Genomic DNA, 23,211 nt, shown 5'->3' on the forward strand with positions numbered 1-23,211 from the left:
GAATATTTTGCACGATCCTCAGCCCGACGCGTCGAGCGCGGGGCCGTCTGCCGCCGTGCCACCCGGATTGGTGCCGGGGGCGGGGTCAGAGCCAGGATCGGGATCGGGCCGCGCTCAGTCGCGGATCTCCAGGGCGCGGTTCAAGCTCAGCGCAGCCAAGGTACCGATGGCGCCCGACAGCAAGTAGATTCCCACATAGGCCAGACCAAAATGGGCCGACAAGCCCAAAGCCACCAGCGGCGCAAAGCCAGCGCCGACCAGCCAGGCCAGGTCAGAGGTCAGCGCCGCCCCGGTGTAACGGAACTTGGCCGGGAAATTGGCGGTCACAGCACCAGCGGCCTGTCCATAAGAAAGCCCCAACAGTAAAAAGCCGGTCACGATGAAGGCATCCTGGCCCGATTGGCCACCCCCCATGAGGGTGGGCGCGGCGGCACTGAACAAGGCAATCAAGGCCGCCAGGGTCCCCAGTGTGGTACGGCGCCCAAAGCGGTCTGCAATCAGGCCCGACATCACCACCCCCCCGGCGGCGAGCACCGAGCCGAACATCTGCACCATGAGGAACTCACTGATGGAGCGGTTGGAATACAAGGTGATCCAGGACAGTGGAAATACCGTGACCAGGTGGAACAGCGCATAGCTGGCCAGGGCAGCCAGGGCGCCAATGATCAGGTTGCGGCCTTGCGAGCGCACCAGCTCGGTCACGCGGGTGGGTTGCAGTTCACGCTCTTCAAGAAGCCGGGCGTATTCATTGGTCGAGACCAGACGCAGGCGGGCAAACAGGGCCACCACGTTGATGGCGAATGCCACATAGAAGGGGTAACGCCAGCCCCACTCAAGAAAATCAGATGCCTCCAGGTTGCCCAGCAGGTAAGAGAACAGGCCCGCGGCGATGAAGAAGCCCAGCGGCGCGCCCAATTGCCCGAGCATCGCATACCAGCCCCGGCGCTCAGCCGGCGCGTTCAGCGCCAACAAGGAGGGCAGACCATCCCAGGAGCCCCCCAGGGCAATGCCTTGCGCCACCCGGAACACCGACAGCAGCACGATGGAAGCCATGCCCAACTGCGCATACGAGGGCAAAAAGGCCATGCCCGCCGTCGACAGCCCCAGCAGGAACAAGGCCAGGGTCAGTTTGGCCTCACGCCCCATGTGCCGCTGAATGGCCATGAACAGCACCGACCCCACCGGGCGGGCCACAAAGGCAAACGAGAACACCACAAACGAATACAGCGTACCTTCCAGCCGCCCCTCAAACGGAAAGAAGACGCTGGGAAAAACCAGCACCGACGCGATGGCATAGACGAAGAAATCGAAATACTCGGACGCTCGCCCGACAATCACGCCAACGGCGATCTCTCCGGGGGCGATGGGACTGCCGTGGGCGCCGTGGCCCTCGCGGCGGACTGCGTCCTGAGACGGCAGGTTTGCTTCGGCGCCAAGGCCGAGGGTATGAGTCATGCTGGACACCATAGTTTGCCTCTCAAATAGTTGTGCCATCCGCCCGGGCAGGCCCAAAGCGAACCCCCACCGACATTTGACCTGGGACAAAACGTCCAATCGCCAAAAACGGCAGGCAGCGCTAGATTACCGCACCCAATCTCCTTAGCACATACTGCTTTTCCCTGGCATGACCCTCCTCAAGCCCCTTCGGGGATTGCTGCCGCTGGCTGCAGTTCTCTTGACCGGTTGCAATACCGTGGTGATGAACCCTTCGGGGGACATCGCATCCCAGCAGGCCCACCTGATCGTGGTGTCCACCTTGCTGATGCTGCTGATCATCGTTCCGGTGATCGTGCTGACCTTGCTGTTCGCCTGGCGCTACCGCCAGAGCAACAAGGCCGCGGCCTACGAACCGGACTGGGATCACTCCACCCAGCTGGAGCTGGTGATCTGGGGTGCGCCGCTGCTGATCATCATCGCGCTGGGCCTGCTGACCTGGATCAGCACCCACACCCTGGATCCGTATCGCCCGCTGCATCGGCTGGATGCCCAGCGCGAGATGCCCTCGGACATCAAGCCCCTGACGGTGGAAGTGGTGGCACTGGACTGGAAATGGCTGTTCATTTACCCCGAACAAGGGATTGCCACGGTGAACGAGCTGGCGGCGCCGGTGGACGTGCCGATCCAGTTCAAGATCACGGCCTCGACAGTGATGAACTCGTTCTACATCCCAGCCTTGGCCGGTCAGATTTACGCCATGCCGGGCATGCAGACCCAGTTGCACGCCGTGATCAACCAGGCTGGTGAATTTGAAGGCTTCTCGGCCAACTACAGCGGCGCGGGCTTTTCGGGCATGCACTTCAAGTTCCACGGTCTGAGCGGTGCTGACTTCGAAAAATGGGTGCAGACCAACAAAAACTCGGGCAGCACCCTGGGCCGCAACGAATACCTGAAGCTGGAGCAACCCAGCGAACGTGATCCCGTGCAGCGCTTTGCGAGCGTGGCGCCCGACCTTTACAACGCCATCCTGAACCGCTGTGTGGACAGCAGCAAGATGTGCATGAACGAGATGATGGCCATTGACGCCGCCGGCGGCATGGGCACCAACAACTTCAGCGTGGCCACCCGGGGCGAAGCCCAGGGCTGGAAGCAGCGCGGCGCACGTTACGTGAAGGCCGAGCTGTGCACCCCCAACGACCCCAGCAACCTAGAAGGGGCCTCCAGTGCCTCCACCGGCCTGTGACACGAGCTGCCACTGACGCCTGCGGCCAGACCGCGCACGGCTCCCCTACTCTTTCCCCGCGAGACTGACCATGCTCGAACATCTTGACCTGACGAAGCTTATTTTTGGCCGTCTCTCCTGGGACGCCATCCCGTTCCACGAACCCATTCTGCTGGCCACCTTCATCATGGTGGCGCTTGGCGGCCTGGCCGTGCTGGCCTTGCTGACCAAATTCCGCCTCTGGGGCCCCTTGTGGCGCGACTGGATCACCAGCATCGACCACAAACGCATCGGCATCATGTACATGATCTTGGGCGTGATCATGCTGCTGCGCGGCTTTGCCGACGCGCTGATGATGCGTGCGCAGCAGGCCCTGTCGTTTGGTGACGCCGCCGGCTTCCTGCCGCCGCACCACTACGACCAGGTATTCACGGCCCACGGCGTGATCATGATCTTCTTCGTGGCCATGCCTTTCGTGACGGGCCTGATGAACTACATCGTGCCCATGCAGATCGGCGCGCGCGACGTGTCCTTCCCCTTCCTGAACAACTTCAGCTTCTGGATGACCACCTTCGGCGCCGTTCTGGTGATGGCTTCGCTGTTTGTGGGCGAATTCGCCCGTACCGGCTGGCTGGCCTACCCGCCGCTGTCGGGCATCCTGGGCAGCCCGGACGTGGGGGTGGATTACTACATCTGGTCCCTGCAGATCGCGGGGGTGGGCACGCTGCTCTCGGGGGTCAACCTGATCGCCACGATCGTGAAAATGCGCGCACCCGGCATGACGCTGATGAAGATGCCGGTGTTCACCTGGACCGCCCTGTGCACCAACGTGTTGATCGTCGCAGCCTTCCCGGTGCTGACCGCCGTGCTGGCCCTGCTGTCGCTGGACCGCTATGTCGGCACCAATTTCTTCAGCAACGACCTCGGCGGCAACGCCATGATGTACGTGAACCTGATCTGGATCTGGGGTCACCCTGAGGTCTACATTCTGGTACTGCCTTGCTTCGGCGTGTATTCCGAAATCGTCTCGACCTTCTGCGGCAAGCGCCTCTTCGGCTACACCTCGATGGTCTACGCCACCGTGGTGATCACCATCCTGTCTTACCTGGTGTGGCTGCACCACTTCTTCACCATGGGCTCTGGGGCGAGTGTGAACTCGTTCTTCGGCATCACCACCATGATCATCTCGATCCCGACCGGGGCCAAGATCTTCAACTGGCTGTTCACCATGTACAAGGGTCGCATCCGCTTCGAGGTGCCCATGCTGTGGACCATCGGTTTCATGGTGACCTTTGTGATCGGCGGCATGACAGGCGTCTTGCTGGCCGTGCCCCCGGCCGACTTCGTGCTGCACAACTCGCTGTTCCTGATCGCCCACTTCCACAACGTGATCATCGGCGGCGTGGTGTTTGCCGTGTTTGCCGCCATCAACTTCTGGTTCCCCAAGGCCTTTGGGTACAAACTGGACTCGTTCTGGGGCAAGTGCTCGTTCTGGTTCTGGCTGGTCGGCTTCTACCTGGCCTTCATGCCGCTGTACGTGCTGGGCCTGATGGGCGTGACCCGTCGTCTGAGCCACTTCGAAGACCCGTCGCTGCAGATCTGGTTCCAGGTGGCCGCCTTCGGTGCCGTGTTGATTGCCCTCGGCATCGGCAGCTTCATCATCCAGCTGGTGGTGAGCTACCTGCGCCGCGAACAACTGCGCGACACCACGGGTGACCCATGGAATGCCCGTACCCTGGAATGGTCCACTTCGTCGCCGCCGCCCGACTACAACTTTGCCTTCACCCCCGTGGTGCATGACAACGATGCCTGGGACGACATGAAGAGAAACGGCTACCAGCGTCCGCAGCAGGGCTTTGTGGCCATCCACATGCCCAAGAACACGGCCGCCGGCTTCGTGATCGCTGCGCTGAGTGCCGCCACGGCCTTCGGCCTGATCTGGCAGATGTGGTTGCTGGTCGGTCTGGGCTTTGTGGCCACACTGGCTGCCATCATCGTCCACACCTTCAACTACAAGCGCGACTACTACATCCCGGCCGAAGAGGTCGTGCGTGTTGAAGCCGCCCGTACCCGCCAACTGGCCACCGCCCATGTCTAAGTCACACACCGCCTCTGCCGGCCTGGCCGGCGCATCGGCGGGCTCGAACCCGAGCTCGCGCTACTACGTGCTGGAACACCATCCGGAAAACGGCACGCTGCTGGGCTTCTGGCTCTACCTGATGAGCGATTGCCTCATCTTTGCCTGCCTGTTTGCCACCTACGCCGTGTTGGGGCGCAGCTATGCGGCCGGCCCCTCGGGCGCCGAGCTGTTCGACCTGCCCCTGGTGGCGGTCAACACCTCGCTGCTGCTGCTGTCGTCCATCACCTATGGCTTTGCCATGCTGGAAATGCAGAAGAAGCGCCTGAACAGCACCATCGCCTGGCTGCTGGTCACCGGCGTGTTGGGCGCGGGCTTCATCAGCCTGGAGCTGTATGAATTTGCCCACCTGATCCACGAAGGTGCCGGCCCGCAGCGCAGTGCCTTCCTGTCCTCCTTCTTCACGCTGGTGGGCACCCACGGCCTGCACGTCAGCTTCGGTCTGGTGTGGCTGGTGACGCTGGTGTTCCAGCTGAAGCAGCACGGCCTCAACGCCGCCAACCGCCGCCGTCTGCAATGTCTGTCGATGTTCTGGCACTTCTTGGACGTTGTCTGGATCGGCGTTTTCACCTTCGTTTACCTGATGGGAGTTCTGCCATGAGCGCACACCACCACGACCACGCCGATCATGGCCATGGTCACGACGACCACGATGAGCATGGCGGCCACGACCATGGCAGTCTGAAGAGCTACGCCACGGGTTTCATCCTGTCGGTGATCCTGACCGCCATCCCGTTCTGGCTGGTGATGGGCAAGACCTTCGGCAGCTCCAGCACCACCGCCATGGTGATCCTGGGCTTTGCCGCCGTGCAGATTGTGGTTCACATGGTGTACTTCCTGCACATGAACACCCGTTCCGAAGGCGGCTGGTCAATGCTGGCCCTGATCTTCACCACCATGCTGGTGGTGATCACACTGGCCGGTTCGCTCTGGGTGATGTTCCACCTGAACCACAACATGATGCCGACCTCGGCACATGAGATGCGCAACCTGCCATGAGCCTGACGGCAACCCCCCAATCAACGGCAGAACCACGACAGCGCTCTCGCGCACTGCACGTGGCCCTGCTGTTGGCCGGGGTGTTGCTGATGGTCTTGTTTCTGGCCCTGGGCTCCTGGCAGGTGCAACGCCTTGGCTGGAAGCTGGACCTGATCGAGCGCGTCGAACAACGCGTGCACGCACCAGCCACACCGGCCCCCGGCCCGGGCCAATGGCCCCAAATCACGGCCCGCAGCGATGAGTACCGCCACGTCAGCCTGCGCGGGCACTTGCTTTCGGACAAGACGAGCCTGGTACAGGCCTCGACCGTGCGGGGTGCCGGCTTCTGGGTGTTGACCCCCTTGCGCACCTCGACTGGCGCGGTGGTGTTCATCAACCGCGGCTTTGTAGAGCACCGGGCGCCCGTGGCTGACCCCGTGACGAGCGAGATCGAGATTCAGGGCCTGTTGCGGCTGAGCGAGCCTGGAGGCGGCTTCCTGCGTCACAACGATACCGCCGAACAACGTTGGTACTCACGCGATGTGCAGGCTCTGGCCCAGATCCACGGCCTGAGCACGGTGGCCCCCTATTTCATCGATGCCGACGCAGGTGCCAGCGATCTGGGACAATCCGGCGCAAACGAAGATGCCAAGGCCGGTCAGCCCCAACGCCCCGTGGGGGGCCTGACCGTCGTGAATTTCACCAACAACCACTTGGTGTATGCGCTGACCTGGTATGCCCTGGCCGTGATGGTGGCCGGTGCCCTGGTCTATGCCTGGCGCCAAAAGCACGCCACAGCCTGACCGTCCGCCGCGCCCGTGGTGTGGCGGGCCGAATGAACCGCCTCCCAACCCCTGATGCGCAGCCCATGACAAGCAAAGAGCAATCCCGGCTGGACCACCTGACCGGACACCGCAACATGTTGCTGCTGATCCAGCTGCGCTGGTTTGCAGTGATGGGCCAGATTGCCACCATTGCCGTCGCCAAGCTCATGCTGGACATCCATCTGCCCATGCCGCAGATGGTGGAGGTGCTGGCCTGCCTGATCGGCTTCAACATCGCCAGCCACCTGCGCTGGCATGAACAGCGCGAGGTGGGCAACCATGAGCTGTTGCTGGCCCTGAGCGTGGATGTGGCCGTGCTCACCTTGCAGCTGTACCTGAGCGGCGGTACCACCAACCCGTTTGTCTTTCTTTACCTGCTGCAAATCGCCCTGTGCGCCATGCTGCTCGAGGCTTGGTCGACCTGGGCGATGGTGGTGGTGTGCACGCTGTGTGTGGCAGGCCTGGCCTTGTTGGCCCGTCCACTGGACTTGCCCCTGGACCATGACCGGGGCTTGGCGAGCTTCTACGTGTTGGGCCTGCTGCTGTGCTTCATGTTGAATGCCGCCCTGTTGGTGGTCTTCATGACCCGCATTCAGGACAACCTGCGCCTGCGCGATGCCCGACTGGCCAACCTGAGGCAGCAAGCCGCCGAGCAGGAGCACATCATTCGCATGGGCTTGCTGGCCTCGGGAGCGGCCCATGAACTGGGAACACCCCTGTCGACCCTGGCGGTGATCCTCGGAGATTGGCGGCGCATGCCCTTGTTCCGCCAGAACCCCGACCTGTTGGATGAGCTGACCGACATGCAGGGAGAGTTGGCGCGCTGCAAATCCATCGTCACCGGCATCCTGATGTCGGCTGGTGAGGCACGCGGTGAGGGGGCCGAACGCAGCACCTTGCAGGCCTTTCTCGAACAGGTGGTGACGCAATGGCGCGGTACCCGCGAACTGGGCCAGTTCGAGTTTGAAATGAAGCTGAAGACCGACCTGCCGTTGGCGGCCGACACCACCTTGCGCCAGATGATCTGCAATGTGCTGGACAACGCCCAGGAGGCCTCACCCGGCTGGGTCAAGGTGAGCGCGCAGAGCGACGACGACTGGCTGACCCTGCAGGTGTCAGACCGGGGCGCGGGATTTGCAGTGGAGGTTCTGCGCCAGATTGGCAAACCTTACCAGTCCACCAAAGGGCGCCAGGGCGGTGGATTGGGGCTGTTTCTGGTCTTCAACGTGGCCCGTACCCTGGGCGGCTCGGTGCGGGCCGAAAATCGCCCTGACGGGGGTGCGGTTGTCACCCTGAGATTGCCTTTGCGGGCCATCACACTCGACGACAATAGCGGCCATGGAAGCTGAACGTCTGCTGTTGATCGTTGAAGACGATGCCGCTTTTGCGCGCACCCTGGGCCGATCGTTCGAACGCCGTGGCTATCGCACCTTGCACGCCAGCACCCTGCACGACATGCAGGCCCTGCTGCAAGAACACCAGCCGGCTTATGCCGTGATCGACCTCAAACTCAACGGAGATGCCACTGGCCTGGCCTGCGTGCAGCAGTTGCACCAGAAAGTGCCTGAGGCCTTGATCGTGGTACTGACCGGTTTTGCCAGCATTGCCACCGCGGTAGAAGCCATCAAGCTGGGCGCATGCCACTACCTGGCCAAGCCCTCCAATACCGACGACATCGAAGCCGCTTTTGGCCATGTGGCTGGCAGCACCGAGGTCGAACTGACCAACCGCTCCACCTCGATCAAAACGCTCGAATGGGAGCGCATCCACGAAACCCTGGCCGAGACGGGCTTCAACATCTCAGAAACGGCGCGCCGCCTGGGCATGCACCGCCGCACCCTGGCCCGCAAGCTGGAGAAGCAGCGGGTCAAGTGAGCAGCGTCTCGAAGCCATGGCTTCTGATGAGCTGTTTTAGCCCCCCGCCCAGCCTCGGGCGTTTCCCCAACGGACTCGCCCCTTGATCAAGCTCGTGTCGAGGTAGCCGACCACCCCGAGCCGATATCGGCCCGTCCGAGAAACGCACACCTCACCAGGTCGGCATCCGCTCCAAAAACAAAAAAGGGGGCCCAAAGCCCCCTTCTCTCTTCACAACCCCGCCTGCGTCACATGAACACAGGCGGGGCTGAGTCAGCCACCTCAAGCGCGGCTGGCGCGCTTGCGGTCCTGTTCCTTCAGGTGGCGCTTGCGCAGACGCACCGACTTGGGCGTGATTTCGACCAGTTCGTCGTCCTCGATGAATTCAACGCCGTATTCCAGCGTGAGTTCGATCGGGGGCGTGATCTTGATGGCGTCTTCCTTGCCGCTCACGCGGAAGTTGGTCAACTGCTTGGTACGGGTGGCATTGACCACCAGATCGTTGTCGCGGCTGTGGATACCGACGATCATGCCTTCGTACACCGGGTCGTTGGCCTTCACAAACATGCGGCCACGGTCGTCCAGCTTGCCCAGGGCGTAGGTGAAAATTTCACCATCGTCCATGGAGATCAGCACGCCGTTCTTACGGCCACCGATTTCACCCTTGTGGGGTTCGTAGCTGTCGAAGATGTTGCTGATCAGGCCAGAACCGCGTGTCAGGTTCAGGAACTCGTTGGTGAAACCGATCAGGCCACGGGCCGGGATGCGGTATTCCAGGCGGACGCGACCACGGCCATCGGGTTCCATGTTGACCAGCTCGCCCTTGCGCTCGCCCAGGGCTTGCATCACGCCACCTTGGTGGCCCTCTTCGATGTCGGCCGTCACCATCTCGATCGGCTCGTAGCGCACACCGTCGATGTCGCGGAACACCACACGCGGCTTGGACACGGCCATTTCATAGCCTTCGCGACGCATGTTTTCCAGCAGAATGGTCAAGTGCAGTTCGCCGCGACCCATGACTTCAAAGATACCTTCTTCGTCGGTTTCCTTCACGCGCAGGGCCACGTTGTGTTGCAGTTCCTTTTGCAGGCGGTCCCAGATCTGACGGCTGGTCACGAACTTGCCTTCACGACCGGCCAGCGGCGAGGTGTTGACGCAGAAGTTCATGGTCAGGGTCGGTTCGTCAACCTTCAGCATGGGCAGCGGAGCCGGGTTGTTCACGTCGGTCACGGTGACGCCGATACCGATGTCGGCAATGCCGTTGATCAGCACGATTTCGCCCGGGCCGGCTTCAGTGGACTGGACGCGGTCCAGGCCCTGGAAGGTCAGCACCTGGTTGACGCGGCCCTTGACGGCCTTGCCGTCCGGACCTTCCATGACCAGCACGTCGCTCATGGGCTTGAGCGTACCTTGGCTGATGCGGCCCACACCGATGCGACCCACAAAGGTGGAGAAGTCCAATGCCGAGATTTGCAGTTGCAGAGGAGCGTTCGGGTCACCCTTTTGCGACGGAACGTGCTTCAGGATGGTATTGAACAGGGCCGACATGTCGGGGCCCCATTGTTCACCCGGAACGCCTTCTTCCAGCGAGGTCCAACCATTGATGCCCGAGGCATACACCACGGGGAAGTCCAGTTGTTCGTCGGTCGCGCCCAGCTTGTCGAACAGGTCGAAAGCAGCGTTGACGACCTTGTCCGGGTTGGCGCCGGGCTTGTCGACCTTGTTCACCACCAGGATCGGGCGCAGGCCCAGGGCCAGGGCCTTCTTGGTCACGAAACGGGTTTGCGGCATCGGGCCTTCCTGGGCGTCGATCAGCAGCACCACACCGTCCACCATCGACAGGGCACGTTCGACTTCGCCGCCGAAGTCCGCGTGGCCCGGGGTGTCGACGATGTTGATGTGGGTGCCTTCCCAGCTCACGGCGCAGTTCTTGGCCAGAATCGTGATGCCACGTTCTTTTTCGATGGCGTTGTTGTCCATCACGGTGTCCACGATCTTCTCGTGTTCCGCGAAGGTGCCCGACTGACGCAGCAGTTGGTCAACCATGGTGGTTTTGCCATGGTCAACGTGGGCAATGATGGCGATGTTTCGAATTTGTTTGCTCATTTCGTTTCCTCAGTACGGTTGCCTTCGCTTCCGTGGGTTCGTTCCATGTTTTCAAGAATCTGTTGGATCTCGATGGGGCTCAACAGCCGCTCCGGGATCAGCTCACCGGCCAACGTGTGGCCCACCCCCAGCAAAGCGGGCGGTTCATCACCGAACACCGCCACGGCCTGGGCATCAGCCCAGGCGCCTCGGCGGCGCATGCCGCTCAGAAATCGCCCCGCATTCTGACTGTCCAGCGTGACGCGGGTGTGATGCGTCAGCAAGGTCTGTACCGGCATCAGGCTGGCCAGGCGCTCGCCTTCGGGCAGAGCCTCCAGCGCCTCCAGGCTGACGCACTGGCCTTGGTCGAAGTCACCCGTCACGGTGCGGCGCAAGGACACGAGGTAGGCCCCGCAACCCAGCGCTTCGCCAATGTCTTCGCCCAGGGTACGGATGTAAGTGCCCTTGCTGCAACGGACCTCGATGCGCACCGCAGGAAACCCCTGCTCTGCCGAAACGTCTGTCAGTTGCAGCTCAAAAATGGTCACATCCCGCGCCGGGCGCTCGACATCAATGCCCTCGCGGGCATATTCGTACAAAGCCTTGCCGTCTTTCTTCAGGGCGCTGTGCATGGGCGGCACCTGACGGATCGGCCCCAGAAAGCGTTGGCGGACTGCCGCCAGTGACACCGGGCTGAGGCAGGCGGGATCGACCTCACGGGTCTCGATGATCTCGCCCTCACGGTCGCCCGTGCTGCTGCGCTGACCCAGGCGGGCCACCGCCACATAGGTCTTGTCGGCGTCCAGATGGAGTTGGCTGAACTTGGTGGCAGCACCAAAGCACAGCGGCAGCACCCCGGTGGCCAAAGGATCTAGCGTGCCGGTGTGGCCCGCTTTTTCGGCGCGCAGCAGCCATTTGGCCTTCTGCAAGGCATTGTTGCTCGAGAGTCCGAGCGGTTTGTCGAGCAACAACACCCCATGCACAGGGCGCCGTTGCACCCTTGTGCGTGGCGCGTTCATGGGGTCAGTCGTCTTTCGCGCGAGAAGAAACCGCCTTGGCAATCAAGGCGTTCATGTCGGCCGCACGCTCGGTGGTGCGGTCGAAGTGGAAGTGCAGTGTCGGCACAGTGTGAATGTGCAGACGCTTGAACAGGCCGTTGCGCAGGAAGCCGGCGGCCTGGTTCAGCGCTTCCTCGGTTTCTTTCGGGTCGCCAATCAGGAGACTGAAATACACCTTGGCGTGCGCATAGTCGGGCGTCACCTCCACAGCCTGCAGGGTGACCATGCCGACACGCGGATCTTTGAGTTCGCGCGCGATCAGCTCGGTCAGATCGCGCTGGATCTGATCGGCCACCTTGAAGCTGCGGTTAGGGGTGCTGGATGCCTTGCGTACCATCGTCTTGCTCGGGTCGTCGCCTCACGCTCACAGCGTGCGGGCGATTTCCTTGATCTCGAAGAACTCCAACTGGTCGCCCACGGAGATGTCGTTGTAGTTCTTGAGCTTGATACCGCACTCGAAGCCTTCCTTGACTTCGCGGACATCGTCCTTGACGCGCTTGAGGGACTCAAGCTCGCCAGTGTAGATGACCACGTTGTCGCGCAGCAGGCGGAAGCGTGCCGAGCGGTTGACCATGCCAGAGGTGACCATACAGCCAGCCACCGTGCCGATCTTGGAGGCGACGAACACAGTGCGGATTTCGGCCGTACCGATGACTTCTTCCTTCTTGTCCGGCGTCAGCATGCCCGACATCGCTGCCTTCAACTCATCGACAGCGTCGTAAATGATGTTGTAGTAATGGATGTCAACCGAGTTGCCTTCGGCCGTCTTGCGGGCGCCGGCATCGGCACGCACGTTGAAGCCGATCACGATGGCCTTCGATGCGATGGCCAGGTTGATGTCGGATTCACTGATCGCGCCCACAGCGGCGTAGACCAGTTGCACCTTGACTTCGTCGGTGGAGAGCTTGAGCAGCGAGGCAGCCAGGGCTTCCTGCGAACCCTGCACATCGGCCTTGATGATGATCGGCAAGGTCTTGACTTCGCCTGCCGACATGTCAGAGAACATGTTCTCCAGCTTGGCGGCCTGTTGCTTGGCCAGCTTGGTGTTGCGGAACTTGCCGGCGCGGTAGGTGGCGATTTCACGGGCACGGCGTTCATCCGTGAGCACCATGAATTCATCACCGGCCTGAGGCACTTCGGTCAGACCCTGGATTTCAACCGGGATCGACGGACCTGCCGACTTGATGGCGCGGCCGGCTTCATCGAGCATGGCACGCACACGACCGTAGGTCTGGCCAGCCAGCACCACATCACCCGTCTTGAGCGTACCGGACTGAACCAGCACGGTGGCCACGGGGCCACGGCCCTTGTCGAGCTTGGCTTCGATCACCAGGCCCTTGGCGTTGGCATCAACCGGGGCCTTGAGTTCCAACACTTCAGCCTGCAGCAGCACCTGTTCGAGCAACTCATCGATGCCCGTCCCCATCTTGGCCGACACCGGCACAAAGGGAGACTCGCCGCCGAACTCTTCAGGCACGACTTCTTCAGCCACCAACTCGCTCTTCACGCGCTCCAGGTTGGCATCCGGCTTGTCGATCTTGTTGATGGCGACCACGATCGGTACACCCGCAGCCTTGGCATGCTTGATGGCTTCCTTGGTCTGCGGCATCACGCCGTCGTCGGCAGCCACCACCAGGATGACAATGTCGGTGGCCTGAGCGCCACGGGCACGCATGGCCGTGAAGGCCTCGTGGCCCGGGGTGTCCAGGAAGGACACCATGCCGCGCGGGGTTTCCACGTGGTAGGCGCCAATGTGCTGGGTGATGCCACCGGCTTCGCCAGAGGCCACCTTGGTGCGACGGATGTAATCCAGCAGCGAGGTCTTGCCGTGGTCGACGTGGCCCATCACGGTCACGACAGGTGCACGAGGCAGTTGTTCGGCGTCCTGGGCTGCCACGTCTTCGTCGGTGAAGGCTTCCGGGTCATCCAGTGCGGCCACGATGGCCTTGTGCCCCATTTCCTCGACCACGATCATCGCGGTGTCCTGATCCAGCGGCTGGTTGATGGTGACCATCTGACCCAGCTTCATCAGGTGCTTGATCACCTCGGAGGCCTTGACCGCCATCTTGTGGGCCAGTTCGGCCACGGTGATGGTTTCAGGCACGTGCACTTCGATCACACGTGCTTCAGCCGGTGCCTGCTGCTGCTGGTCATCGCGGCTGTCGCGGTCATTGCCACGGCGGCCACGCGGACCACTGCGCCAACTGTTGCGGCCCACGCCACCACTGCTGTCGCCGCGGGTCTTGATTTCTTTCTTCTTGGCCGGATCGCCCGCCCAGCTGGAGGACAGCTTGGCCGACTTGACTTCCTTGTTGCCACCAGGGCCTGCGGCAGGTGCCGGTGCGTTGGCCGTGCGGGTGCCCGCACCAGCGCCAGGTGTTCCGGCAGGCTTGTGCAGCGTGCCCTTGACGCCAGCCTTGGCATCAGCAGGCTTGGCCACCGGCTTCGGCTCCTCGGGCTTCTTGGCCACGAGAACCTTCTTGGGAGTGGCCATCATCGAACGGATGGCGGCCGCTTCGGCCTCGGCCTTGCGGCGGCGCTCGCTCAGGTCGGCGGCACGGGTGGCCTCTTCTTGAGCGCGGGCCCGGGATTCGGACTCAGCCTTCTCACGTGCAGCAGCGGCGGCGGCACGCACGGCAGCGGCAGCTTCTGCCTGCTCCTTGCTGGCCACTTCCTTCTCAGCCATGGCTTGGGCCCGACGGGCTTCTTCCTGGGCGGCATAGGCGGCGGCACGCTCTTCGGCTTCGCGTTCACGACGCTCCAGCTCTTCGCGCTCACGGCGCTTGGTCGCCAGCTCGGTTTCCTGATCACGGATCTGCTCGGCCTGGCGACGGGCTTCTTCCTCACGGCGGCTCAGGTCAGCGTTGTGTGCGGTTTCAGCGGCCGTCGGCGGCACTTCCTGCTCCACCACAGCGGCGGATTCAGGGCGCACGTCTTCCTCGCGCTGGATGAAGGTGCGCTTCTTGCGCACTTCCACCTGAATGGTGCGCGCCTTGCCAGTGGCATCGGCTTGCTTGATTTCGCTGGTCGACTTCTTGACGAGCGTGATCTTCTTGCGATCCACAGCCGTGGTGCCGTGGCTTGCTTGCAGAAAACTCAGCAGCTGCTGCTTGTCGGACTCGGTCAGGTTGTCGGAAGAGGAGCGCTTGGAAACGCCCGCCGTGCGAAGCTGCTCGAGCAGGGTTTCAGGGGACTTCTTGAGTTCGTTAGCGAACTCGGCGACAGTGGTACTTGACATATTTGGTTCTTGCCTCCATGACCATTACTCTTGACCCGCGAACCAATGTTCGCGTGCCTTCATGATCAAAGCCGTGGCTTCTTCAGGGGTCTGGCCGGTGATGTCGGTGAGTTCATCCACCGCCAGATCCGCCAGTTCGTCGCGGGTATGGACCCCGCCAGCTGCCAGCTTGCCGATCAATTCGGGGCTGAGGCCCTCGAGATCACGCAAGTCCTGGGAAACTTCGTCAACGCTCTCTTCACGAGCGATTTCCATGGTCAGCAGAGCATCCTTGGCCCGCGAACGCAGTTCATTCACCGTGTCTTCGTCGAAGCTTTCGATCTCCAGCATTTCCTGGATCGGCACATAGGCCACTTCTTCGAGGCTGGTGAAGCCTTCAGAAATCAGGATCTCGGCGATTTCCTCGTCGACATCCAGCTTTTCCATGAACAACTGGCGCGTGGCCTGTGTTTCATTGGCTTGTTTCTGAGCCGATTCGGCTGCGTCCATGATGTTGATCTTCCAACCCGTCAGGTCAGAGGCCAAGCGCACGTTCTGACCACCGCGGCCGATGGCGATGGCGAGGTTCTCTTCGTCCACCACCACATCCATGGCGTGCTTTTCTTCGTCCACCACAATCGACTGCACGTTGGCTGGGGCCAGTGCACCGATCACGAACTGAGCCGGGTCTTCGCTCCACAGCACGATGTCGACGCGTTCACCTGCCAATTCGTTGGTCACGGCATTGACGCGGGTGCCGCGCACGCCAACGCAGGTGCCGATCGGGTCGACACGCTTGTCGTGCGACAGCACGGCGATCTTGGCGCGGGAGCCGGCATCACGGGCGCAAGACTTGATCTCAAGCAGGCCTTGCTCGATTTCAGGCACTTCCTGACGGAACAGTTCGATCATGAATTCGGGCGCCGAACGCGACAACACGATCGGAGCACCTCGCAGGGTCAGATCGACTTCCATGATCATGGCGCGGACGCGGTCGCCATTGCGCAGGTTTTCCTTGGGGATCATCTCGCCACGACGCAGACGGCCTTCGACACGACCCGACTCGACGATGATGTCGCCCTTGTCCATGCGCTTGACCGTGCCGACAAAAATCTTGTCGCCACGCGACATGAAGTCGTTGAGCAGCATTTCGCGCTCGGCGTCACGGATCTTCTGGAGAATCACCTGCTTGGCTGCCATGGCGCCAATGCGGCCGATCGGCACCGAAGGAACGGACTCTTCGATGTACTCGTCGAGTTCGATGTCAGGGATCTGTTCCTTGGCTTCGAACAGCAGGATTTCCTGGTCAGGCAGTTGCAGACCGGCCTCATCGGGCACCACGTGCCAGCGGCGGAAGGTCTCGTAATTGCCCGTGTCGCGGTCAATCGCCACGCGAATGTCCACCTCGCCCTCATAGAGCTTCTTGGTAGCCTGGGCCAGTGCCGATTCGACGGCCCCAAAGACCACATCACGCTCCACATTCTTTTCGCGCGAGATGGCTTCGACCAACATCAACAATTCGCGATTCATGTCACGACTCTCCTATCCAAAACGATGCAATGGGGGTGCTGGCAGATCGCTCGGCCAAGCACCCGTTCAAGCAGACGGCGCTTCCTGCGGGGAAGCGCGCCCTTTGAAATCGACGATGGGCGCCAGACGGGCTTCGCGAAGCTCATCAAGCGTGAAACCAAGCACCTGCAAGGGCGCAGGCACGCGCTTCTTGCTGATCTTCTGCCCAGGCTTGACCGCCGGCTCATCACGCCAGACGATTTGCCACTGGGCCGGTGCTTCGGCAGATTCGACACGCTCCAGCGTGCCGCGAAATTTCTTGCGACTCGCGCTAACCAGGCCACCGGCTGCGGCGCCCATGGGGCTTTTCAAGGTGATGTCGATGATCTCGCCCACAAAACGCACGAAATCCTGTTCGTTGCGCAACGGCCTGTCCAGACCGGGAGAGGAGACCTCGAGACGCCGATAGTCCACATCTTCGACTTCAAGAGCGAATTGCAGTTGGCGAGTGACTTTTTCGCAATCTTCGACCGTGACATACACGGGCGGCAGGGCTGCGGCTTCGGGAGACCAGGGCAGATCAATGGTGATGCGTAGCAAGCCCGATGCGGAGCGCTCGATCTCCACGAGGTCATAACCCAGTCCAGTTACGGTTTGTTCGACGGTTTGCTGTAGCGCCACGTTGATCCGGATGCAACCTGTTAAGAGGTGGTCAGTGGCGCCAAAAGCCAGGTTCACACCAGGGCACAAGCACCACACCAAAAACGATTAACCAAAAAAAACGGGCGGTAATTACCCGCCCGTTTGGTCGTGAAGCCCTTATTGTAACGTCTAAAGTGTTGATTTGCAAAGGTTTCAGCTTTAGTTTTTGCACGAGGCGGGATCAGTGCATACCGTATCGACGCCCAGCACCCCGCGCACCCTTTGCCACAAGGCCTTTGCTTCTGCATCAGTCCTCGGAACGCGCCCCGGATCGGCCTGGAATCCACCCAGCAAACGCACCAGAACTTCGGGCTGCGGAGGCAAGGCGCCGAAGTGGTGCACCTCAGTGCCACAAGCGATCAACAAGGTGGGAAAGGTCTCCACATCCACGTCGCCCATGACCTCCGCTTCGTCTTCAATGTCCACCCAATGAAAGGCAGCTTCAGGATGGCGCACCGCAAGAGCACGGAATCCTGCCGAATACTCCTTGCAGACCCCGCACCAACCGGCACAGAGACAAACCACAAACCACTCTGACATCGACACCCCCAGTTTGGCCGGATGGTAGCGCAAACTTTTGCAAGTTCATGATCCATGGGCCGCATTTTCAATGCGCAGTTCCGCCGTCGCGAAGAACATCCAGAGGCAGGACTGGCGGCGCGGCGTTTCCCCAGGCATTGCGCACATAGGACAACACAGCAGCCACCTCTTCGTCACGCAAGACCAGACGAAAAGGCGGCATGCCATGCGGCCGCGGGTTGTCCAGCGTACTGGGTCCATACCCACCCTCCAGCACCGTACGCACCAGATTGCTGGTTTGCGGCATCATCACAGCCCGATTGCCAGCCAACGCGGGGTAGGCCCCCTTGACGCCCTGCCCCTGCTCACCATGACAGGAGGAACAATGGCGCTCATAGAGCTGCCCCCCTGGACCCGCCGCAGCGACAGAAGGCACATGCACACGCCCCCCCTCCGCCGAGGGCAAGTGTCCAGACGCCTGCGAAGATAGCTCCAGATAGGACGCCATGGCGCGCAAATCCTCCGGACTGAGGTACTGCGTACTGCGGAAGACGACTTCGGCCATGGGGCCGGTCACCACGGCAGCTGCGCCCGCGCCCGATTTGAGCACCTTCACCCACTCTTCACCCCTCCCAGCCGCCACCCCAGCCTGCTCCACATCCATGAGTGACGGGGCATACCACCCCTGTCCAGGCAGACGGTACCCCGCCAATTCAGCGCCAGGGCGATAGCCACCCAGGGCATCTCGCGGAGTATGACAAGCACCGCAATGACCCAATCCCTGAACCAGATAGGCACCGCGGTTCCAGGACGGGCTTCGATCGGGCAGGTCCTGCCAGACTGCGGGACGGAAATACAAGCCGCGCCAGAAAGCCAGCGCCCATTGCGTGCGGTAAGGCCAAGCCAAATCATGAGGCCGATTTTCACGAGTGACTGGCGGAATCGTTCTCAAAAAAGCCCACAAAGCCATCGCATCCTCTGGCGTCACCCGACTGAACTCAAGGTACGGGAACGCAGGATTCAGCAGGCGCCCATCGCGCGAACGCCCGTGCCTTAGAGCCCGCCAGAAATCGTCCGCCGTCCAACGCCCCAGACCCGTCGCTGGATCGGATGTCAAGTTGCTGGAAAACACACGCCCGAACGGGGTTTCGATCGCTCGCCCCCCGCCATATATCGGGCCACCTTGTGCGGTATGGCAAGCTGCGCAATTGCCTGCCCTGGCCAGATAGGCACCCCGGGACACCTGATCGGCAGGCAAGGCCTGTTCACCCCCCCCAGACAGGACAGGCAAAGCCTCCGCCGGATCGCGCCAACCCATCCAAAGCAGCGCAGCAAACACCGTCAACACCGCCCCACAAACCAACGCCGCGACCCAAATCAATCGCCTCATGACGCCTCCCTCACGCTCAGGCCACCACATTTCAAAGGCAGGGGCTGAGGCAGACTCTTGACCGCCCGAGCATTCGCAGGCAACGGCTGAGCGGCCAGCCATGCCGATACGGCGCTGACCTCGTCAGCACTCAGCATGCGTGCGACACGAGCCATGCAATCAGGAGCCAAAGCCTGTCGCTGCCCCGTCTGCCATGCGCCCAACTGGCTGTTGAGGTAATCCCGAGGCAAACCAAGCAGGCCAGGCACCGCCGGCTGCAAACCCGTCATCGCCGGGCCGTGGCATTGAACACAGGCCGGCAAGCCGCGTGCACCATCGCCCTGCTGAACCAGGCGTTTGCCACGCTCCAGCTGCACGGCATCCACCTGCGGTGGACGCGGTGCCGGATAGGGGATCTCCAACTCGGCAAAGTAGCCCGCCATCTCCGCCAGGTAGGCGTCGCTGAGGTGCTCCAGCAAACCGGACATCAGGGGATAGCGTCTGCGACCCTCCCGGAAATTCAACAACTGATGGTAAAGGTAGCCCTGCGGTTTGCCCGCCAAGCGAGGAAAGTACCCGTCCGGAGTGGCCCGCCCTTCGCGGCCATGGCAGGCCGTACAGGCCTGAAGACGTGCAGCCATCGAGTCCGGAGGTGGCACAGCAGAATTCGACATCGGGGCCGGCGCACCACCATTCGGCTTCTGAGCCCATGACAAGGCCGATGCCAGCAAGATCACACCCACAAGGGCCTTAAACCACCAATCACGCTGCACCAGCCACCTCACTCGCCTTGAATCAAAGATACAAAGCACTCTAACGGGCGCCGACCAAAGCACCCATAGCAGAAGCCCGATAAAAGACCGGATCAGCGCAGAGCCGCCAACGCACCCATGACCTTGGCGCTGCCACGATTTTCGACCAGCAGCCAGAACAGGTGACCGCAAGCCAGGCTGCTCATCAAGGCCAAGCCCATCCCAAGGATGTTGACCCAGGGCTGGGTCGGAAACCAATGATGCCAAGCGGCGTTGAACAACAGACAGATGGGAAAGTGAATCAAGAAAACCGAATAGGAAATTCGGCCCAGCCAAGCCAACAAACCATGATGCAGCCAATGCCAGGAACCGCGCAGCAACACCACGCCAAGCAACATCGAAGTTGCCAAGGCAATGGCAATGCGAATGCGGAACTCCAGCATCAACGCCAGACCACCGACCGCCGCCAGAGCAGCCAGCCACAACCAAGGATGACGGCGCCCCGAAGCCCAACGCGCCATCATCCCCAGCGCGTAGGAGCCGAAGAAATAGAGCCCAGTGACATCAAACCCGGCATCCCGATTGAAGAACAGCAGCGAAGCAAGCATGAGCACGCTGGTGAGACTAACCACCCAGGCCGTCAGGCGCGATCGTGCCACCACATCATGGGGATCCATGGGCCCGGCCAGCTTCTGACCCATCCAGAACAACAACACCGCCAGGCTGTACAACTGCAAATCGATGGCCACATACCAGACACCCGCAGACAGCGCCTCATGCCCCAGCCAGTTATGCAACATGAACACATGCGAGATGACACGCCAAAAATCAGGCGCCGACGGCACCGACTCATGGTGCAACCATGGCCTGATCAAAGCAGCCATGACGATGGCCAGCAGCAAGGCGGAGACATAAGGGATGGCCAGGCGAAGATACCGCTGCCAGACAAGGGAGAAAAGAGGAACACGCTGCCCAGAACGGGCAAAGCGGGACAGTTGGCCTGCCGTGAGAAAACCAGCCATGACCAAAAACACCTGAACAGCCAGGCGACCATAGTCATACAGCCAACTGATGAGGGCCGGCGCAAGGGCCAGCGCCACATCCGACATGGGCCCATAAAAAGCCAGATGGTGACTCACGATGAGCACACAGGCGACGCCTTTGAGGGCGTCCACCAGAGGCATTCGATTGACAGCACTAGAAGTCGTCATGACGGCCCATGAAAAAAGCCAGCCCCACGGGCTGGCTTGGGTGTCTTTGGTGGGACGTGCGGGGGTCGAACCCACGACAAACGGATTAAAAGTCCGCTGCTCTACCAACTGAGCTAACGTCCCAACAGCTTTTTCAAATTTTCGATATCTGAATCAGCGAAGCCTCAGATTATATCGTGTTTTTTGACCGTTTAGAACTCACGGCAGCCAATTGATCCAAAACCCAGCCTGCCGCACATTGTCCGAACGTGGCGGTCACGCTAACCACCGACCCGTAGCCATGGCAATTCAAGGATCCGTCGCCAGCCAACTGGCACGATGGATCCGGGGGGGCCACTGCCTCGCGACTGAACACACAAGCCACGCCCATGCGCTTACCATCCTTGGGCGCCGCATGCTCGCGGCGCAAGCGGTATCTGAGTTGAGCCAGCAAGGGATCGTGGGTGGTCTGGCTCAGGTCGTCAATGTCCACCAGATGAGCCTGACGCTTGCCACCGGCTGCACCCACCGAAATGAAGGGCACCGACTTTCGCCGGGCCCAGGCGGCCAGCGCCGTCTTGGTTTTGACCTGATCACAGGCATCGATCACCGCAGAAGCCCCGACAGGCCACAAGTCATGCCAATTCTCGGGGGTCACGAAATCCTCCACCCGATGCACGACACAGCCCGGATGGATGTCGGCGATGCGCTCGGCCATGGCGTCCACCTTGGCCTGCCCCACCGTGGCACCCAAGGCATGGATCTGGCGGTTGATGTTGGACTCGGCCACATTGTCCAGGTCGATCAAGGTCAACTCAGCCACGCCACTGCGCGCCAAAGCCTCGGCTGCCCAGGAGCCCACGCCACCGATGCCTACCACCACCACATGGGCCGCGCGGATGCGCGCGGCACCCTCGACACCGTACAAACGCGCCAAGCCGCCGAAGCGCCTGTCGAGGTCAGGCTCAAGGCCCTCCAGCAGGTCGGCCACAGGCTTACTTCAAGCGGGCGATGCGGTCACGTGCTGCCGTGGCAGCCTCGGACTGCGGGTACACCTTGACCAAGTCTTCCAAGGTCTTGCGGGCAGCCTTGGCGTCCTTCAACTCGGTCTGGCAGTTGGCAATCGACAACGCGGCCTCCGGCGCCCGAGGAGAATCGGAGGCCACGCTCAACAGCGTCTTGAAGTTGGCAATGGCCTCTTTGTAATCACGTGTCGCGTACTGCGCGTTGCCCAACCAGAACAAGGCCGTCGGCATATAGCCGCTTTGCGGATAGCGACGGATGAAATCAGCAAACCCGCTCTGCGCCTGAGGGAACGCCCCTTGCCTGAATTGTCCCAGGGCAGCCTCGAAGTCTTTCTTTTCGGCCGGATCCACCTGGAACTCGCGACCGTCCACCGTCACCTTGACGGGCTCGAAGCGCCGCAGGCGGTCATCCACGCCCTGGGCAATGTCCTTCTGCCGACGCTGCATCTCGGCCACGTCACGTGCAAGTTGCTCGTTCTGGCCACGCAGACTGGCCTGTTCAGCGCGCAAAGTCTCAATCTGCGCCTGCAGATCCAACAGACTGCGGCGCAGTTGGGCCAGGTCTTCTGCAGCACGGGAGGCTTCATCGGCTTGGCGGCGGGTCTGACCGTCCACCTTCTGACGCAACTCGATGATGGCCTGACGAGCCTCATCGTCACCGAACAGCGCAGCCTGGCTGGGCTGCGAGACCAAGGCCACGCAGGCCAATGCCACGCCCGACAAGGTGCGGGCCACAGGGTTCATGGAGCAGCGCATGGCCATGTTCAACGGTAGGTGATTTCAACGCGGCGGTTCTGTGCCAGCGAGGCCTCGTCGGCGCCCAGAGCCACCGGCTTTTCCTTGCCAAAGCTCACAGCCTCAAGCTGCGAATCAGACACCCCCAGCAAGGTCAGAGAACGGCGCACCGCTTCGGCACGCTTTTGGCCCAGGGCCAGGTTGTATTCGCGGCCGCCACGCTCATCAGTGTGACCCTCCAGGTTCACCTTGCGGGCCGGATTGGATTTCAGGAAACGGGCATGCGCATCCAGCAAGGCCTGGAACTGCGGCTTGACCACGTAGCTGTCGTAATCGAAATAAACCAGACGCTCAACACCGACCGGGCCTGCGGCCTTGCTGTCCGCACCGTTCAGGTCAACCCCCTTGACACCGCTTTGTGACGTGCCAGAGGCATTGCCGCTGGCATCTGTCGAACCTGTGGTGCTGGTGGCGCTGCGGTCTTCGACCGGGGCCGGGTCCAGCTTGACGCCGGAGCTGCAACCCGCCACCAGCATGGCGGCCACCAGGGCGATGGAGAAACGTTGGCTCATGAAAAACTCCTGAATGATGTTGATCT

General features: G+C 61.7%; 21 protein-coding genes, 1 tRNA gene and 1 pseudogene. 7 read left to right on the top strand and 16 right to left on the bottom strand.

What is annotated here, in order from left to right:
• Positions 1–114 precede the first annotated feature (114 nt).
• Positions 115–1,455 carry an MFS transporter gene (locus tag AC07PT_RS06310; protein ID WP_492349021.1) on the bottom strand — a complete coding sequence of 447 codons (1,341 nt, stop codon included), beginning with the start codon at positions 1,453–1,455 and terminating at the stop codon, positions 115–117.
• Positions 1,456–1,624: 169 nt separating this feature from the next.
• Between AC07PT_RS06310 and cyoA the strand changes: the two genes are divergently transcribed.
• From cyoA to AC07PT_RS06345, 7 genes are all read left to right on the top strand, one after another.
• Positions 1,625–2,680, top strand: coding sequence for a ubiquinol oxidase subunit II (cyoA, locus tag AC07PT_RS06315; protein WP_494656156.1), 1,056 nt, complete (start codon positions 1,625–1,627; stop codon positions 2,678–2,680).
• A 70-nt stretch (positions 2,681–2,750) separates the two neighbouring features.
• Positions 2,751–4,757, top strand: a complete 2,007-nt coding sequence (cyoB, locus tag AC07PT_RS06320; RefSeq protein ID WP_494656157.1) for a cytochrome o ubiquinol oxidase subunit I — start codon at positions 2,751–2,753, stop codon at positions 4,755–4,757.
• Entirely contained in the window at positions 4,750–5,397 is a 648-nt protein-coding gene (gene cyoC / locus AC07PT_RS06325) for a cytochrome o ubiquinol oxidase subunit III (protein WP_492349024.1), read from the top strand. The genes cyoB and cyoC overlap by 8 nt, the downstream gene beginning before the upstream one ends.
• Complete coding sequence (gene cyoD / locus AC07PT_RS06330; RefSeq protein WP_492349025.1) at positions 5,394–5,795, top strand: cytochrome o ubiquinol oxidase subunit IV; 402 nt, start codon at positions 5,394–5,396, stop codon at positions 5,793–5,795. The genes cyoC and cyoD overlap by 4 nt, the downstream gene beginning before the upstream one ends.
• Complete coding sequence (locus tag AC07PT_RS06335) at positions 5,792–6,577, top strand: SURF1 family protein (protein ID WP_494656158.1); 786 nt, start codon at positions 5,792–5,794, stop codon at positions 6,575–6,577. The genes cyoD and AC07PT_RS06335 overlap by 4 nt, the downstream gene beginning before the upstream one ends.
• Positions 6,578–6,642: 65 nt before the next feature.
• A complete protein-coding gene (locus AC07PT_RS06340; RefSeq protein WP_492349027.1) occupies positions 6,643–7,947 on the top strand; it encodes an ATP-binding protein in 1,305 nt (434 codons plus the stop codon).
• Positions 7,937–8,473, top strand: a complete 537-nt coding sequence (locus tag AC07PT_RS06345) for a response regulator transcription factor (RefSeq protein WP_492349028.1) — start codon at positions 7,937–7,939, stop codon at positions 8,471–8,473. The genes AC07PT_RS06340 and AC07PT_RS06345 overlap by 11 nt, the downstream gene beginning before the upstream one ends.
• A 261-nt stretch (positions 8,474–8,734) precedes the next feature.
• Here the strand turns inward: AC07PT_RS06345 and typA are convergent, their stop codons facing one another.
• The 15 genes and pseudogenes from typA to pal all read right to left on the bottom strand — a co-directional run bounded on the left by typA (position 8,735) and on the right by pal (position 23,185).
• On the bottom strand, positions 8,735–10,558 hold the full coding sequence (typA, locus tag AC07PT_RS06350) for a translational GTPase TypA (RefSeq protein ID WP_492349029.1): 1,824 nt from the start codon (positions 10,556–10,558) through the stop codon (positions 8,735–8,737).
• Positions 10,555–11,556, bottom strand: coding sequence for a tRNA pseudouridine(55) synthase TruB (gene truB / locus AC07PT_RS06355; protein WP_492349030.1), 1,002 nt, complete (start codon positions 11,554–11,556; stop codon positions 10,555–10,557). The genes typA and truB overlap by 4 nt, the downstream gene beginning before the upstream one ends.
• A gap of 4 nt (positions 11,557–11,560) precedes the next feature.
• Positions 11,561–11,932: a 30S ribosome-binding factor RbfA gene (gene rbfA / locus AC07PT_RS06360; protein WP_492349031.1), complete on the bottom strand. Its 372-nt coding sequence runs from the start codon at positions 11,930–11,932 to the stop codon at positions 11,561–11,563.
• Between the two features lie 27 nt (positions 11,933–11,959).
• Positions 11,960–14,833, bottom strand: coding sequence for a translation initiation factor IF-2 (gene infB, locus AC07PT_RS06365; protein WP_492349032.1), 2,874 nt, complete (start codon positions 14,831–14,833; stop codon positions 11,960–11,962).
• A 24-nt stretch (positions 14,834–14,857) separates the two neighbouring features.
• Positions 14,858–16,342, bottom strand: a complete 1,485-nt coding sequence (gene nusA / locus AC07PT_RS06370; protein WP_492349033.1) for a transcription termination factor NusA — start codon at positions 16,340–16,342, stop codon at positions 14,858–14,860.
• A gap of 66 nt (positions 16,343–16,408) precedes the next feature.
• Positions 16,409–17,002: a ribosome maturation factor RimP gene (rimP, locus tag AC07PT_RS06375; RefSeq protein ID WP_492349160.1), complete on the bottom strand. Its 594-nt coding sequence runs from the start codon at positions 17,000–17,002 to the stop codon at positions 16,409–16,411.
• A gap of 180 nt (positions 17,003–17,182) precedes the next feature.
• On the bottom strand, positions 17,183–17,596 hold the full coding sequence (locus AC07PT_RS06380; RefSeq protein WP_494656159.1) for a thioredoxin family protein: 414 nt from the start codon (positions 17,594–17,596) through the stop codon (positions 17,183–17,185).
• Positions 17,597–17,630: 34 nt separating this feature from the next.
• Positions 17,631–18,158: a c-type cytochrome gene (locus AC07PT_RS06385; RefSeq protein WP_494656281.1), complete on the bottom strand. Its 528-nt coding sequence runs from the start codon at positions 18,156–18,158 to the stop codon at positions 17,631–17,633.
• A 336-nt stretch (positions 18,159–18,494) separates the two neighbouring features.
• A pseudogene (locus tag AC07PT_RS06390) lies at positions 18,495–19,034 on the bottom strand (c-type cytochrome); the annotation flags it as partial.
• Entirely contained in the window at positions 18,929–19,585 is a 657-nt protein-coding gene (locus AC07PT_RS06395) for a c-type cytochrome (protein ID WP_494656160.1), read from the bottom strand. The pseudogene AC07PT_RS06390 and the gene AC07PT_RS06395, both read right to left, overlap by 106 nt.
• A 191-nt stretch (positions 19,586–19,776) precedes the next feature.
• On the bottom strand, positions 19,777–20,874 hold the full coding sequence (locus AC07PT_RS06400; protein ID WP_494656161.1) for an acyltransferase family protein: 1,098 nt from the start codon (positions 20,872–20,874) through the stop codon (positions 19,777–19,779).
• A 47-nt stretch (positions 20,875–20,921) separates the two neighbouring features.
• Positions 20,922–20,997 (bottom strand) — tRNA-Lys (locus AC07PT_RS06405).
• A 46-nt stretch (positions 20,998–21,043) separates the two neighbouring features.
• On the bottom strand, positions 21,044–21,844 hold the full coding sequence (locus AC07PT_RS06410) for a tRNA threonylcarbamoyladenosine dehydratase (RefSeq protein ID WP_494656162.1): 801 nt from the start codon (positions 21,842–21,844) through the stop codon (positions 21,044–21,046).
• Between the two features lie 4 nt (positions 21,845–21,848).
• Positions 21,849–22,622, bottom strand: a complete 774-nt coding sequence (gene ybgF, locus AC07PT_RS06415) for a tol-pal system protein YbgF (RefSeq protein ID WP_494656163.1) — start codon at positions 22,620–22,622, stop codon at positions 21,849–21,851.
• A 20-nt stretch (positions 22,623–22,642) separates the two neighbouring features.
• On the bottom strand, positions 22,643–23,185 hold the full coding sequence (gene pal, locus AC07PT_RS06420; protein WP_492349039.1) for a peptidoglycan-associated lipoprotein Pal: 543 nt from the start codon (positions 23,183–23,185) through the stop codon (positions 22,643–22,645).
• Positions 23,186–23,211 lie beyond the last annotated feature (26 nt).

Source organism: Curvibacter sp. GW821-FHT09D12 (genome assembly GCF_059416245.1).